14 protein-coding genes and 1 pseudogene are annotated in these 14,006 nt (G+C 63.5%); 1 reads left to right on the top strand and 14 read right to left on the bottom strand.

Annotation, left to right across the window (positions count from 1 at the left end; genetic code table 11):
• Window positions 1-382: 382 nt before the first annotated feature.
• Window positions 383-730, bottom strand: coding sequence for a hypothetical protein (locus NKI96_RS00985; RefSeq protein ID WP_023822860.1), 348 nt, complete (start codon window positions 728-730; stop codon window positions 383-385).
• An 8-nt stretch (window positions 731-738) separates the two neighbouring features.
• Window positions 739-930, bottom strand: coding sequence for a hypothetical protein (locus tag NKI96_RS32485; RefSeq protein WP_373420175.1), 192 nt, complete (start codon window positions 928-930; stop codon window positions 739-741).
• 1,032 nt (window positions 931-1,962) lie between these two features.
• On the opposite strand from NKI96_RS32485, the gene NKI96_RS00980 reads away from it, so the two are divergent.
• Window positions 1,963-2,214 (top strand): hypothetical protein, encoded by a 252-nt coding sequence (locus NKI96_RS00980; RefSeq protein WP_023822862.1) that lies wholly within the window; start codon window positions 1,963-1,965, stop codon window positions 2,212-2,214.
• A 233-nt stretch (window positions 2,215-2,447) separates the two neighbouring features.
• Here the strand turns inward: NKI96_RS00980 and NKI96_RS00975 are convergent.
• The 12 genes and pseudogenes from NKI96_RS00975 to NKI96_RS00920 all read right to left on the bottom strand — a co-directional run.
• Window positions 2,448-2,625, bottom strand: a pseudogene (locus NKI96_RS00975) (Rieske 2Fe-2S domain-containing protein); the annotation flags it as partial.
• Window positions 2,626-2,651: 26 nt separating this feature from the next.
• Window positions 2,652-3,746 (bottom strand): fatty acid desaturase family protein, encoded by a 1,095-nt coding sequence (locus tag NKI96_RS00970; protein ID WP_352802571.1) that lies wholly within the window; start codon window positions 3,744-3,746, stop codon window positions 2,652-2,654.
• Window positions 3,747-3,863: 117 nt separating this feature from the next.
• Window positions 3,864-5,039: an aldose 1-epimerase family protein gene (locus NKI96_RS00965; protein WP_023822864.1), complete on the bottom strand. Its 1,176-nt coding sequence runs from the start codon at window positions 5,037-5,039 to the stop codon at window positions 3,864-3,866.
• Between the two features lie 10 nt (window positions 5,040-5,049).
• Entirely contained in the window at window positions 5,050-5,832 is a 783-nt protein-coding gene (locus tag NKI96_RS00960; protein ID WP_196815278.1) for an ATP-binding cassette domain-containing protein, read from the bottom strand.
• Window positions 5,829-6,833 carry an ABC transporter permease gene (locus NKI96_RS00955; RefSeq protein ID WP_050589199.1) on the bottom strand — a complete coding sequence of 335 codons (1,005 nt, stop codon included), beginning with the start codon at window positions 6,831-6,833 and terminating at the stop codon, window positions 5,829-5,831. The genes NKI96_RS00960 and NKI96_RS00955 overlap by 4 nt, the downstream gene beginning before the upstream one ends.
• 61 nt (window positions 6,834-6,894) lie before the next feature.
• Complete coding sequence (locus NKI96_RS00950; protein WP_023822867.1) at window positions 6,895-7,836, bottom strand: sugar ABC transporter substrate-binding protein; 942 nt, start codon at window positions 7,834-7,836, stop codon at window positions 6,895-6,897.
• A 55-nt stretch (window positions 7,837-7,891) separates the two neighbouring features.
• Window positions 7,892-8,806, bottom strand: coding sequence for a sugar phosphate isomerase/epimerase family protein (locus tag NKI96_RS00945; RefSeq protein ID WP_352802567.1), 915 nt, complete (start codon window positions 8,804-8,806; stop codon window positions 7,892-7,894).
• Between the two features lie 54 nt (window positions 8,807-8,860).
• Complete coding sequence (locus tag NKI96_RS00940) at window positions 8,861-9,949, bottom strand: Gfo/Idh/MocA family protein (RefSeq protein WP_352802564.1); 1,089 nt, start codon at window positions 9,947-9,949, stop codon at window positions 8,861-8,863.
• Window positions 9,950-9,984: 35 nt separating this feature from the next.
• Window positions 9,985-11,046, bottom strand: coding sequence for an ABC transporter ATP-binding protein (locus NKI96_RS00935; protein WP_023822871.1), 1,062 nt, complete (start codon window positions 11,044-11,046; stop codon window positions 9,985-9,987).
• Between the two features lies 1 nt (window position 11,047).
• Window positions 11,048-12,139: an ABC transporter ATP-binding protein gene (locus NKI96_RS00930; RefSeq protein WP_352802561.1), complete on the bottom strand. Its 1,092-nt coding sequence runs from the start codon at window positions 12,137-12,139 to the stop codon at window positions 11,048-11,050.
• Complete coding sequence (locus tag NKI96_RS00925; RefSeq protein ID WP_352802558.1) at window positions 12,136-13,092, bottom strand: carbohydrate ABC transporter permease; 957 nt, start codon at window positions 13,090-13,092, stop codon at window positions 12,136-12,138. Before NKI96_RS00925 ends, NKI96_RS00930 begins: the two co-directional genes overlap by 4 nt.
• On the bottom strand, window positions 13,089-13,949 hold the full coding sequence (locus NKI96_RS00920) for a carbohydrate ABC transporter permease (protein ID WP_023822874.1): 861 nt from the start codon (window positions 13,947-13,949) through the stop codon (window positions 13,089-13,091). Before NKI96_RS00920 ends, NKI96_RS00925 begins: the two co-directional genes overlap by 4 nt.
• Window positions 13,950-14,006 lie beyond the last annotated feature (57 nt).

Here is a 14,006-nt window from a genome sequence, read left to right as displayed (position 1 = left end):
CGAGGCTTCAGCCGTCCTTCGGCCAGATCAGCCCATTGAAGAGGCCGTTTGGAGCGCTCTTGGGACAGATTGGCAACGGAGACGTTGGCGTGCAACGCGCCACTGGCAAATCGCTACAGGCTTCACCGGCATCGCCCACGCATTTCCAGGCACAGATTCCGCGCACCTGCAACGCCGCCGCCGCCACCGCGCGCGCTGCCGTCCTGCTACCGACTTGTCGGTCTGCCATGGGCATCGACCGAAGAAAGTCCAAGTCCGCAGACGGGGCCGCGCCGGCACGTGGCCGTTGCTCGATTCTGGCATGGAACCCGATTGCTCCACGACCGATAAGGAGGTGGCTAGGCCTTCCTCGGTCTGGTCCATCCGCCTCGTCCGCGCGGGTCTAGGCGCGAACCACGTTCCTGCCGGATCGGTCGGCGGCTGTCATGCCCACCACCCGGAGATATGCCGTGACGCCGACGGCGGTCGCGCCAATGACGGAAAAGACGACCTGCCAGGAAGGCATCATGTGTTTCGCGATGCCATGGGAGGCATTGTAGCCGGCAACGATCGCAGGCGCGATGAAGACCAGCCTGATGGCCAGCTTGGCCCACATGGGGCTGACAACGCTGAGGAGGATTTGGCCGACGCTGAGCGTCAACCCGGCTGCGAGGCTACCGACGAGGATCGCGCCAAGCCACCCGGCACCGGTGTTGAATCCCCACGTGGCTGCGCTGACGCCGACGAACAACGGAAGGGCTAGATAGCAAGCGTGAAGAGCAACCACCACAGGATGCCGATGGCCGCCATACAAACGAACATGCCGAGGATGGTGGTGTCTCCGAGAGAATAGCGGCGATTGCGCCTTCCACCACCACCTCGGCGCAGCGCAAAGCATAGCAACGAAAACCACGGGCGAAAACTGCCAAAGCTCTGTTTTGCCAGCGGCAATGTCCGCCCCGTCATGGGGCGAACGGGTCGTTTTCGCCGATGATGGCGGTGTCGTCGCCGTCATACTTGTTCGCGGGCACGACCGAGAGAGTGCCGTCGCCGGCAGGAAAGATGACGATGATTACCAGAGGGTGGCGGCGAGGCTGAAGGCAAAGGCATGCGCGTCGGCGAGGGACATCGATCCGGCTCCTGTTTGAAGCGGAGGACCCTCCCCCGCTGACAGGCGCCCGATGTGTTCGGCCGATGGCCGCAATCACCGCGAAGGCGAAGCCGGAGCGGCGGCACGCTTCGCGTAGTCCGACCCCTGGCGGGTTGATGGCGTCAGGCCGTCGGCTGAACCAAGGATCAGCGTCGTATGGCAGGGGTGGTGCTGTGCTCCTGGAAGTGACGGACGATCTCTCGAAGCCGCCCGCGCCATTCCTCGCGCACGAACGCTGCACCTCGGCTCGAAGCGTGTCGCGGATTGATTTCCCCCGTTCGGTGGAAAGCCGTCCGCATTGCGCCGGGGTGGTCATCCACCGCCGGTTTTCGAATGACCGGAGTTGGGCCGCAAACAGTAGGTCCGCTCGTGACGCAAGCAAGGACGATAGCGGCCGTTCAACTTTTAAGGTCCAACGTCCGAGCTGCCTCCCTTTGAGCCTTTCCGGGCTAGCCCTTTCGCTGCGGTTTGGATCAAAGTAGAGAAATCTCTATGTTCACGAACCGCTTGGGCGTTGCGCTCAGGAATCCATCGCCTCCCACGTAAATTACGTTCCACTGCTGCGCGTTCCGCTATTCTACGTTGGCTTGGGGACTCGGAACCGCGCAACAGAAGGAACGCGGGCAGGTTTAGACGCGTCTGATGGCACGTGAGAACCCACGACATCGACGTTGTCGTCGCGCTCTGGGCCGACAAAGTTCAGTACGCTCGGACCCGCGCGGGCAAGGCCGGGCAGAAAAGCTTGAGTTGTTCGACGGTTGACTGGGATAGCGAGACACCGGTCGACGGCGGACTGCCGGACTTCGCTTCCGAGGCTTTGAAGGGGAGAAATCGTGGACACGACGGCGGAACCGGACGTTACTACGTTGATTTCGGGCTTCGACCAGCTCGCCGAGAGGTTTGTCGCCGGACTGTTCGCACGGTTTGCTGCTTTGAGCGGCGCTTCCGTCGAGCTTGAAAATCTGAGGACGTCGCTTGCGGCCGAGGGAACGTCTCTCCCTACGCTTATGTTCGAGATTGTGTTGGTTGTTGCGCTCGTCGCGGGCGTGCCCGTACAGATCCGTCGCGCTTCGTCGCCAATATGAGCAAAGCGACTTCCGCGCCGATCGCGCCGGCCGCCTCCAACTGCTTGCCCGCTTCGAAGGCTTGCACGGCGGCCTCAGCTGTCCTGCCGACGGCCTTGAGCCCGCCGGTCCAGGTCGCGCGGGAAGGAATGAGGCGAACATGGTCAATTAGCCGATGGCGAGATCAGCCATGCGCTTCGTCGTGGCATAGCCGGCGCTGCAATAGACGGCGTCGGCGGCCAATGTGCTTCAAGGCATTCGATGACGTCGTCGATCACCAGCCCTTCGGCTAGATGCGCCTTCTCATGCGTCCAATATCCGTCGGTGGCTAACAACTCGTCATCGGGCGAGCGGCAAACCGCGAGGATCGAAGCAGATGACATCCTCTTTCGAGATGTCGTCCACCGCGCACGCTTCAATCCAGTCAGCCATCTCCGGCTCCGGCAAATTCGCTATCGCTATTCAGCGGCCGCCGACATATCCACCTGGTGAAATTCGCCGCGATAGGGTCTGGCTGTCGGCGGCAATTTCCGCTTAAGATAGAAATCCTCATATCTCAGCTGTCGAAGCAGCACCGGCCAGACCTGGCGATAGGCATGCCACATCGACGGGTTCGCCACCGGCAGGTCGTGCTTGATCAGCTCGTGCAGTCTTGGCAGCGCATGATAGGGCACCATCGGGAACATATGGTGTTCGACGTGATAATTCATGTTCCAGTAGATGAAGCGGCTGACCGGGTTCATGTAGACGGTGCGCGTGTTCAGCCGGTGGTCGACGACATTGTCGGCCAGGCCGATATGCTGCAGCAACCCTGTCAGCACCATGTGCCAGCTGCCATAGAGGCGCGGCAGGCCGATCAGCACCAGCGGCAGCAGCGACCACGTGAACAACGCCAGCCCGACTGTCGCCGCATAGATGGCGACATGCCAGCGCGCAGCGATCACCGCCTTGTGCTGCTCCATCTCGGGGATATAGCTCTTCTCTTCATCGGACAGCTTGCCGAACGCCTGGCGCACCAGCGCCGGCAGCGAATAGCGGAAATCGAGAATACCGGTGAAGGCGAGCGCCGCCCTTAGCAGATCTGGGGGACGCATGACGGCGATTTCGGCATCGCGGCCGACGATGATGGTATCGGTGTGATGGCGGGCATGGCTCCAGCGCCATTGCACGGGGTTGCGCATCAGCATGAAGCTTGAGATCTGGTAGACGACATCGTTCATCCAGCGCGTCCGGAACGCGGTGCCGTGGCCGCATTCGTGCCAGCGCGAGTCGCTCGACGAGCCGTAAAGCACGCCATAGACGAACAGGAACGGCACCACCCACCACGTGCCCCAGAACCATACGATGCCGGCGGCCGACACCAGGATCGCCGCGACCCAGATGATCGTGTCGCGGATCGCCGGCCCGTCGGAGCGTTGCATCAACTCCTTGATCGCCCTGCGGGGGACATCGGTGTGATACCATTCGGCCGAAGCCAATCCGGTCTCGATGGCGCGCTTGGTGCTTTCACCGACCAGGCTGTAGTCGCGCTTCCTGCTTGCCGTCATCGTCATCTCCGTTTCCCGCCTGCGCTCCGCAAGGGCCGCCTGGGGTCGGCCGGGCCGCGCCTGCTTCCGTATTCCGGCGCACTTCCCGCCCGCCGCGGCAACCGATCGTGTGTTTCAAGCCGGTCACGCCTGCAGTCTCGCAAAAGCGCCCGACGGCGCAGGGTAATCCTGTTGCGGCTGCCGGGCGATCGACCCTATCCTCGCTTCCGCTTGGGCGATCTGACCGGCACCGTCGAGCACCCGGAACACGGCGTCATAGGAGCGGCTTTCGCCATGGTCCAGCCAGATCATCTCGCCCCGTTCGCGCGCGGCGAGATTGCCCAGAACATGATGCGTCGAGGGTTCGATTCCCAACGCATATAGGCCGGCCTGGAAGTTCTGCCACTGATAGGTGCAGGGCAGCTGATCCTTGCGGGTAACGACCTCGAAGCCGAGCCCCAGTTGGTCATTGACGACGGCCACCGGCACCTCGCCCGCCGCATCGGCGCCAAGCTCGTGCTCCCAGACCTGCTCGCTGAATCCCAGCTGCGGCGCCGGCACGGTTCGGTAGCCGACCTTCTGCGCCTCGTAACGATCGCCGGCGTGCGCCGCCCAGACGACATCCCGGATCGGCGCCAGGTAGCGCGAACCCTCGTCGAGCAAGGGATGGCTGACGTTGACGTGATAGAAATACATGTGCGGCGTGCGGCTGAAACCATGATTGACGACGCGGTCCGACAGCCGGATCTCGGTGCCGCCGACATCGGCCTCGATGCGGCGCAGCAACTGGAGATCCTCGCCGAACACGGTTGCCTGCTGGACGATGCCTTCCGCCCACAGCACGCAGCGGTCGCCGTCCCAGGCCTCGCCGTAGCCGGTCAGCCGCGCCGGCACGGTGCCGATGCGGCCATGCAGCGAGTGCAATACCCGCTTGCGCCCGGGATAATTGTAGCTTTCGGCCGGCACGTCTTGCCGGCCCAGTATATGATCGAGGCCGCAGGTGACGAGCAGCCCCGAGAACGACCGGCCAAAGGCGAAACCGTCCTCCCCTTCATGCTCGTGCAGTCCGGGGTGCCGAAAGCCGCTCGGCGAATGCCAGCCGATCGCCTGGCCCCGGAAGTCGCAATCGGCGATATCAAGCGCCCGGTCGACCAGCGCCGTGAAGCGCAGGCCGGAGCCGGTGCGGAACTCGAGCATCCGGATGCCGCGCTCCACGCCGTCGCCGAGCGTCATAAGCCGCACACCGGCAAACTGCGACAGCATGCCGGACCGCTCGGCCACCTGCCTTCGCGACAGCGTCTTGCCGTAAAGCTCTACCATGCGACGTCCTTCACTTTGCCCTCGCCTCCTTGAGCAAGGCCGACATGTCGGCGCCGGTGATGATGCTTTCCACCGTCAACAGGTCGGTGTCGGCGACCGTCTGTTCCGCGACGATTTCGCCGCGGCGCATGACGATGATGCGGTCGGCGACCTGGAACACGTGGTGGATGTTGTGGGTGATGAGCAGCACCGAGTGGCCGGCGTCGCGCACCTCCTTGACGAAGCGCAGCACGCCGTGGGTTTCCTCGACGCCAAGATTGTTGGTCGGCTCGTCGAGTATGATCACCTTGGCGGCGAACTGCATGGCGCGCGAGATCGCGATCGATTGCCGCTCACCGCCCGAGAGCGTGCTCACCAGTGCATCGGCATCGAGCTTTTTCGAAATGCCGACCCGCTTCAGCAGCGCCGAGGCGGCGTTGCGAAGCTTGGCGAGATCGAGCGGCGCGAACACGCCGAGCCAGCCGAAATTGACCGGCTCCCGGCCCAGGAAAAGATTGCGCGCGATGCTGAGGTCCGGCGCGAGCGATGTGTCCTGATGGATGGTCTCGATGCCGAGGTCCATCGCTTCCCGCGTCGAGCGGATCGATGCCTTCTCGCCGCGCACGAAGATGTCGCCGTGGTCGGCCGGGAAGACGCCGGAGATCGCTTTGATCAGCGTTGACTTGCCGGCGCCATTGTCGCCGAGCAGGGCAACCACCTCGCCTTCGTTGAGGGTGAACGAGGCGTTCTTCAGCGCACGCACGTTGCCGAAGGACTTTTGCAGGTTTTGCAGACGCAGCACTTCCATCGTCAGCTCCTTGCGGCGTTCTTCTGCAGCAAAGCGTGCAGGATGAGCATGGCGAGGATGATGACGCCGACGAAGATGTTGTATGCCAAGCCCGGCACGCCGATCAGCACGATGCCGTTGCGGATGGCGCGCAGCATCAGCGCGCCGACGATGGTGCCGAGGATGGTGCCGCGCCCGCCGGTGAGCGCCGTGCCGCCGACCACCACCATCGCGATCACTTCGAGTTCGTAGCCGGTGCCGGCCACCGGCGAGGCGGCCGAAATCCGGAACGCGCTGATCATGCCGGCCAGCCCGGCCACCACCGAGGTCAGGACGAACAGCCACATCTTGACCGGGTCGGCCGGCACGCCGCGCGCCACCGCTGCGTTGCGGTTGCTGCCGATGGCGCTGATCCAGTTGCCGAGCTTGGCGTAGCGCAGGATGTAAATCGCCAGCAGCGACAGGCCGATGAACCACCAGAGCGAGGTGTAGAACCGGAACGAGCCTACATTGAAGCTGCCGGCCAGCAGCGTGACGAAGAAGCCGGGCTGGTCCCACGACTTCAGGGGGAATCCCTGCGTGATGTAGAGCGCCGCGCCGCGCACGACGAGCAGCATCGACAGCGTGACCAGGAAGGAGGAAATGCCGATCTTGGTGACGATCAGCCCGTTGATGGCGCCGATCGCGATGCACAGCACAAGCCCGGCCAGGAGGGCGACGCCGATGTCGATACCGCCATTCTGCACCAGCAGCATCACCACGACGGGCGCAAGGCCGAACACGGCGCCGACCGACAGATCGAACTCGCCCGCCGTCAGCAGCAGCGTCATGCCGAGAGCGATGATGCCGAGCTCGGGCAGGAACGCCATCATGTTGGATATGTTGAGCGGCGACAGGAAGTTGCCGTCGGCGATGGCGAATACAACGAGCAGCACGATGAGGATGATGAGCGAGGAGAATTGCGGCGAACGCAGCAGCGCAGACCTGCCCTTCGCTCGCTGCGTGTCGTCGTCTGCTGTGATTGCCATATCTGTCAGGACCATGCGTTTCGTCCGGCGCCCGCCATTTCGGGGCGGGCGCCGATTGTCGTCACTTGTTGTAGAGTTTCAGGATCGGCTCGACGCTCGAGGCGTCGTAGAGGCTGAATGTGTGAATGTCGTAGCCAATCGGCTCGCCAGAGGCCGCAAGCCCGAGCAGCGCCACCGGCATGAAGCCCTGCGCCGACGGGTACTGCCAGGCCGCAGCATTGACGAAGCCGGACTTGACCGCCTCGGCCGTCTCCTTTGAGTTGCCCCAGCCGACGACCGGGACCTTGCCGGCCGACACACCGGCCCCGTCGAAGACGCGTTTGATGCTTGCTGCCACGGAATCGCCCAGTGCAATGATTGCCGGCGGATCGTTGGCGACCATGTAGTCGGTCATCTTGGCGATGATGCCGGCCGGGTCGGTGCCGCAATCGACCACGTCGTACTTGATGCCGAGCGGATCGAAGACGCTGGCGATGCCCTCGGTCTCGAGCTGCTGGTAGCTGGCGCCCGGCACTTCGACCGGCAGGAACACCTTGTCGCCCTGCTTCACCATCTTATGGTCGACGAGATACTTGGCCCAGATGACGCCCGCTTCCCTGAGGTCGGCCCCGACATAGGCCTGCCGCCCGATCGCCGGATCATCGGTGTTGAAGAACACGATCGGTATGCCGGCGGCCTTTGCGGCCTTCACCTCCTCCGTCCACAGGCCGGGCTGAGCCGAGGTGGTAGCGATGCCGTCCGGCTTGGCGGCGAGCGCCGAGTTGAAAGCCTCCTTCTGCGCCGCCATGTCGCCGCCGCTGAACGAGATCTTGCAGGTCACCTTGAGCTGGTCGCAGGCCTTGGTCGCGCCGGCATTCCAGTCGATCCAGAACGCGTCCGAAGGGCCACCATGCGACAGCAGATAGAAGGTCTTCTGGCCGTCCTGCGCGAATGCCGGCAGGCTCAAGGAGACCCCGGCTACCAGCGTTGCCGCGGCAGCCACTTTCAATGCGAATTTCAACATTCATTCCTCCCTTGGTTGGAGTTGCGCCGCCATGCGCCGGCGGCGCAACCGGCGCTCACAGGCCGTTGGCGCGGAACTTCCCGTCGAGGAATTTCTTCGCGCGCGGCACGTCGTCTTCCGAGAGATGCTCGATGATGACCGGGATGTTTGGGTGCTTTTCCGCCAGCCGCTGCAGATAGAGATCGTAATTCAGCGATCCCAGCCCGGGCGCCGGCAGCTCGATCTCGCCGACGCCGCGGAACGTGTGGCTCTCCATCGCATCCTCGTCGCCGATGTCGGCATGCTTTTCCGACTTGTCGCTGCCCGAACGCTTGACGTCCTTGGCATGCGCGATCTTGATCTTGTCGGTCAGCGTGTCGAACACCTGGTTGAGGATCTGGTCCATTTTGTCGATATTGTGGGTCTCGAAATAGTTGGTCGGATCCATCAACAGGCCGAGGCCCGGATGGTCGACCTGGGCGAACATCTTCACCGTCTCCTCGACCGAACCGACGACATTGTTGACATAGGTTTCGAGCAGGAACACCGCCCCATGGTCGTAAGCCGTCTGGGCAAGCTCCGAGATCACCTTGCGGCATTCCTCGAAGCCTTCCTCGGTCTTGTTCTTGGGGTGATGCACCCAGTCGGATTCGGTGTTGTAGGTGCCGGTCTCCGAGATCACGTAGGGCGAGCCGAAGGCGCGCGCATTGCGGATGATTTCCTTGAGATAGCCGACGCGCTTGTCGCGCTCGACTTTATCGGGGTGGATAATGTTGGTGTAGCCCGACACGCAGCAGATCGGCAGGTTGTTGTCGCGGAAGACGTCGCGCACCTGCTTGGCCTTTTCCTCAGTGATCTGCCCGGCCGACAGATCGATATCCCTAAAATGCAGGTCGAGCTGCACCGTGTTGAAACCGAGTCCGCGGATCTTCTTTGCCGTCTCTTCGAGCCCGTACGGGAAATAGCCCGTGAAAATACCTGCCTGCATCATGATGTGAATTCCTCCCTGTAAGCGATTCAGCCGCCACACTATTCGGCGGCATGTTCAGTCGATCGATATCTCGGACATTTTGATGGTGCGGCCTTGCGCCATCGAGCGGTAGCCCGCCTCGACCAGTGCCATCGTCTTGACGTTATCGGCGACGGAGAGCGCCGGCGGCGCGCCTGTCTTCACCGCATGCTGCAATTGCTCCATCACGCCGATGAAGGCATGCGGGAACCACATCGTGTCCCAGCTCGGGCTGACCCACTTGCCATCCGTCGTCTCGGTCGAGGCATAGGTCAGCGTCGAGGCCACGCCTTTCGGCCAGCCGATCGTGCCTTTGGCGACACCGTTGGTGCCGTCGACGCGCCAGTTGATGTGCTGGTCGTCCAGATAGCCCTCCTGACGTGGGCCGGACCAGACATCCTCCAGCGACACGGCGAGCACGCCGGAGGGAAAGCGCAGCGTCGAGACGGTGATGCCGTCGGTATGTTCGAATGTCGTGCGCGGGTCCTTGCGTGTTAGCGTGGTGATTTCCGAGGGATCGCCGAACAGGAAGCGCAGCACGTCGAGATGATGCACGCTCATATTGGCCAGCGTCAGCCGGTCGTAGTCCTGAAGGAAGGTCTGCCAGTGCGGGATCGCATGCATGTCGATCTGCGCAAAGACGATGTCGCCCAGCGCGCCGCTCTCGATGATCTGCTTCAGCACACGCATCGATTGGTCGTAGCGCATGTTCTGATTCACCGAGAGGATCTTGCCGGACCTGGCCGTTTCGTCGCGCAGTTTCACGGCTTCATCGACCGACAGCGCCAGTGGCTTCTGCGCCAGGATCGCCTTGATGTGAGGCTGCTTCAGCACATGGCGGATCAATGCCGGCTGCTGGTCGGGCGGAAACGCCAGGTCGACGATCTCGACCTCGGAATCCTCGATCAGCTGTTCCGGCGTGTCGTGCACGGTCGGGATGTCCCAACGCTTGGCGACCTTCTGCGCATTGGAAAGGGTCCGCGAGGCGATCGCCATCACGTTGAACCCCGCTTCGCGATAGGCTGCCAGATGGCACTCGGCCATGATCATGCCGGCGCCGATGCAGCCGATACGGTATTCTTTCGTGCGGACCTTCACGTCCGGCTCGAAGCCTTCGCCCGCCATGTCTTCCTCCCGCAATTCTGTTTTCGCAGCCGCGATCATCTCGCCAACGCGCCTCCGTCCTGCCCGAAATAATGCACCCGGGCCGGCTCGCAGGATATCGCTACCACCGCATCCGGCCTGATGTCGGGCTGGCCGCGCAGCAGCGCCTTCAGCCGCGCCTCTCCGGCGGCGAGCGTTACCACCGTGTAACCGCCAAGGGGCTCGACCTCGAATACGCGCGCCGGGCGGCCAGCGCCCCCGTCGACCCAGGGCAGGACCTTGATGTCCTCCGGTCTCAGCCCGATTTCGATCGCGTCGGCCGGAGCAGCGCGATCGTCGATGCTGACCGTGCCTTCGGCGGCCTCGACGCCATCTTCGCCGCGAACGGATTTGAGGATGTTCATCATCGGCGAACCAAGCAGTCGCGCCACATAGGTGTTCGCCGGGCGGTCGTAGATCTCGGACGGGGCGCCGATCTGTCGGATCCTCCCATTCTCCAGAATCGCGATGCGGTCGGCGATCGACATCGCCTCTTCCTGGTCATGGGTGACGTAGATCAGCGTCTTGCCGAGTTCGCGCTGGATGCGCTTGAGCTCGACGCGCGTTTCCTCGCGCAGCCGCGCATCGAGCGCAGAGATCGGGTCGTCCATCAGATAGGCGTTCGGGTCGCGCACCAGGGCCCGGGCTATGGCCACGCGTTGCCGCTCGCCACCGGAAAGCTGCGCCGGCGGCTTGTGAAGGATGTGGCCGATATGCAGCTTGGCGGCCACATCGGCGACACGCTTCTCGATCTGGGCCTCGGCGACCTTGCGCTCGACCAGCGGGAAACGCACATTTTCGCGCGCGCTCATATGCGGGAACAGCGCCAGGTTCTGGAACACCATGGCGACATTGCGCTCGGCCGGAGAGACGGTGTTGACCGGTTTGCCGCCGATCAGGATCTCTCCGGCGTCAGGCGTCTCCAGCCCGAGCACCAGGCGCAGGATTGTCGATTTGCCCGACAGCGGCGGCCCGAAGAAGCAGAAGAATTCGTTGTCATTGACGGTGAATGAGGCGTCGTCGACGGCGAGCGTCGTGCCGTAACGCTTGCTGACATTGCGAAAGACGATATCGGCCATGTCAACCTGCCTTCATCGCAATGCCGCTGCGGGCATCGAAGACACGCACGGACGATGCCACGGGGGCGACGACGGCAAGCTCGCCGATCGACAGTCCGACAGCATTGTCGAACACCGCCTTCACGGCGGTCTCGCCATCGCCGAGATGGACGATGGTCCTCGCGCCGATCCGCTCGACGAAGCTCACCGGCATGGCGAGGCCCTGCCCGCTCTGCACCAGCGACACCTGTTCGGGCCGGAAGCCGTAAAGCACCTCGGAGCGCGATCCGCGCAAGGTGGCGGCCAGCGCATCCGGCAGCGTCGGCGTGACCCCCAGCTGCCCGAGATCGACCACCAGGCCCCGGTCGCTCTCCGCCGGCCTTCCCTTCAGCAGGTTCATGCCCGGAGCGCCGATGAAGCGGGCGACGAAGACATTGGCTGGATTGTTGTAGACTTCCAGCGGCGTTCCCACCTGCTGCAGCACGCCGTGATCCATGACGGCAATGCGGTCGGCCATGGTCATGGCCTCGAGCTGGTCATGGGTGACGTAGACCATCGTCTGCCTGAACTGGCGCTGCAGCTGCTTGAGCTCGGTCCGCATTACCGCCCGGAAGGCGGCGTCGACATTGGACAGCGGCTCGTCGAGCAGGAAGATGGCCGGCTCCATGATCGCCGAGCGTCCGATTGCCACCCGCTGCAGGATGTTGACCGAGAGCCGGTCGGCCTTGCGGTCGAGCAGCGGCGTCAACTGCAGCAGCTCGGCGACGGCGCCGACGCGGCGGTCGATCTCGGCTCTCGCCGCACCACGCATCCGCGGCCCGTAGGCAAGGTTCTGGCGCACCGTCATGTGGGTGAAGATGGCATAGTTCTGGAAAACGAAGCCGACGCCGCGGCGGCCCATGGGCACGCCAGCCATGTCGCGCTCGCCGAACAGGATCTTGCCGCTGGTCGGCTCTTCCATGCCGGCGATCATGTTCATCGTCGTCGACTTGCCGCAGCCTGAAGGCCCGAGCAGCGCCATGAACTCGCCATCGGCAACATCGAGATTCATGGTCTTCAGAGCGGTGAAGTCGCCAAAGGTCTTGACCAGGTTGCGCAGCTGGATCGCGCTCATGCCGGCACCAGCCTTGCCCGCGCCATGCGCTTCATGGCGAATACGGCAACGATCGAAAGCACGACCAGGATGGCCAGCGCGATCGCCGCCACATAGCCCCAGATCAGGTCCTGCGTCGTGACCTTGTAGATGTAGACGGAGATCGTCTCCGTGGCGACGCCGGGGCCGCCGCCGGTCATGATGTAGAGCGTGTCGAAGATCTTGAAGTTCTCGATGACACGGATCGCCAGCGCGATGATGATGATCGTCTTGATCTTCGGCAGCACGATGGTGACGAAGCGCTGCCACGGATTGGCACCGAGCAGGGTCGCCGCCTTGATCTGGTCCTGCGGCACGCCGACCAGGCCGGCAAGCAGGATCAGGAACATCAGCGGCGTCCACTGCCAGATATCGGCGATGATCACCGCGATCAGCGCCAGTGTGGGGTCAGACAGCCAGGCGATGGTGACGCGGGAACCGCTGAGTGCCGACAGGATGTCGTTCAGCGGCCCGCCCGACTGGAACAGCATGAAGAACATGTAGCCGGCCACCGCCGGAACCACCATCATCGGCATCAGCAGGATCGAATAGAAGATCCGCTTGCCCGGAAAATCGTCCGCGAACAGCGTCGCCAATGCCAGGCCAAGCAGGAATTCGACGGGCACGCACACGACCATGACGATGGCCGTGCGCCTCAGCGCGCTCCAGAAGCGCGCATCGGCGGCAAGGTCGGTGTAGTTGGCGAAGCTGTTCCACATCTCCCATGCGTTCCACCAGCCCAGGCCGGATAGCGGCGACCACTCGGTGACGCTGATGTAGAGCTGCATCAGCAGCGGGAAGACGGAGATGAAGAGCACCAGGATCTGCGCCGGCAGCGTCAGCCGGAATCCCAGCCGCGCTCCCTCGTCCCGCAGCACGGGCTTGCCAAGCGCGGCCTTTGCGTCCTTCGAGACAGTCACGGTCACCGCGCTCATTGCTTGAGCGCGCCGAACGTCAGCCCGCGCACCAGATGGCGCTGGATGGCAATGCCCATGATGACCGGCGGCACCGCGGCGATAAGACCGAGCGCGGCCTTGGCGCCATAGAGTTGACCGGTCATCGAGGAGGACAGCGAGGCCATGTAGACGGGGATCGTCACCCATTCGCGCGTCGTCAGGAGCAGCGCGATCAGATAGTCCGACCAGTTGAGGATGAAGACGAAGAGGGCGGCGCTGGCCAGCGGTGCGCGCATCATCGGCAGCGTGATGCGCGTGAAGACGCGCAGCCGCGAACAACCTTCGACAAGCGCCGCTTCCTCGATCTCGCGCGGCATGTCGTCGAAGAAGGTCTTCATGAGCCAGAAAGCGAACGGCAGGGTGACGATGCCGTAGATCAGGGCCAGGCCAAACCAGCTGTCGGTGAAGTTCAGGAAGGCCCACATGATCATGACCGGGATCATCACCGCCATTGGCGGAAACAGCCTGAGCTGGATCAGCGCCAGCGGCAGGTTCTGGCCCGAGCCGAAACGCGACAGCCCGTAGGCCGCAGCCGTGCCCGCCGACATCGCGATCGCCGTGCCGAACACAGAAGACAGCAGCGACGACAGGATCGGCTTCAGCGCGGTGCGGTCGAGCGCCACGATCAGATTGTTGTTGGACTCGCCGAAGACGAACTGGAAATTGCCCAGCGTCGGGTTCTTCGGCCACCATGTCAGGTCGGCGCCGGTCGCCGACCATTCGGCGATCGGCTTGAAGGCCATCGACACCATCCAAAGGATCGGCACCAGCGTCACCGCCATCGCCGCGAAGTTCGCGGCGTAGCGGAATATCTCGAAGGGGACGGAACGCTTCATCTAGCTGCTTTGCTGGTGGCGTTGACTGCGGCGGGGAGGAACAGATGCTCCTCCCCT

It is taken from the genome of Mesorhizobium sp. M0292, from assembly GCF_040321695.1.
Classification (GTDB): Bacteria; Pseudomonadota; Alphaproteobacteria; order Rhizobiales; family Rhizobiaceae; genus Mesorhizobium.
The sequence above is the reverse complement of the archived record's forward strand: the minus strand, read 5'-3'. Positions and strand labels throughout refer to the sequence as shown.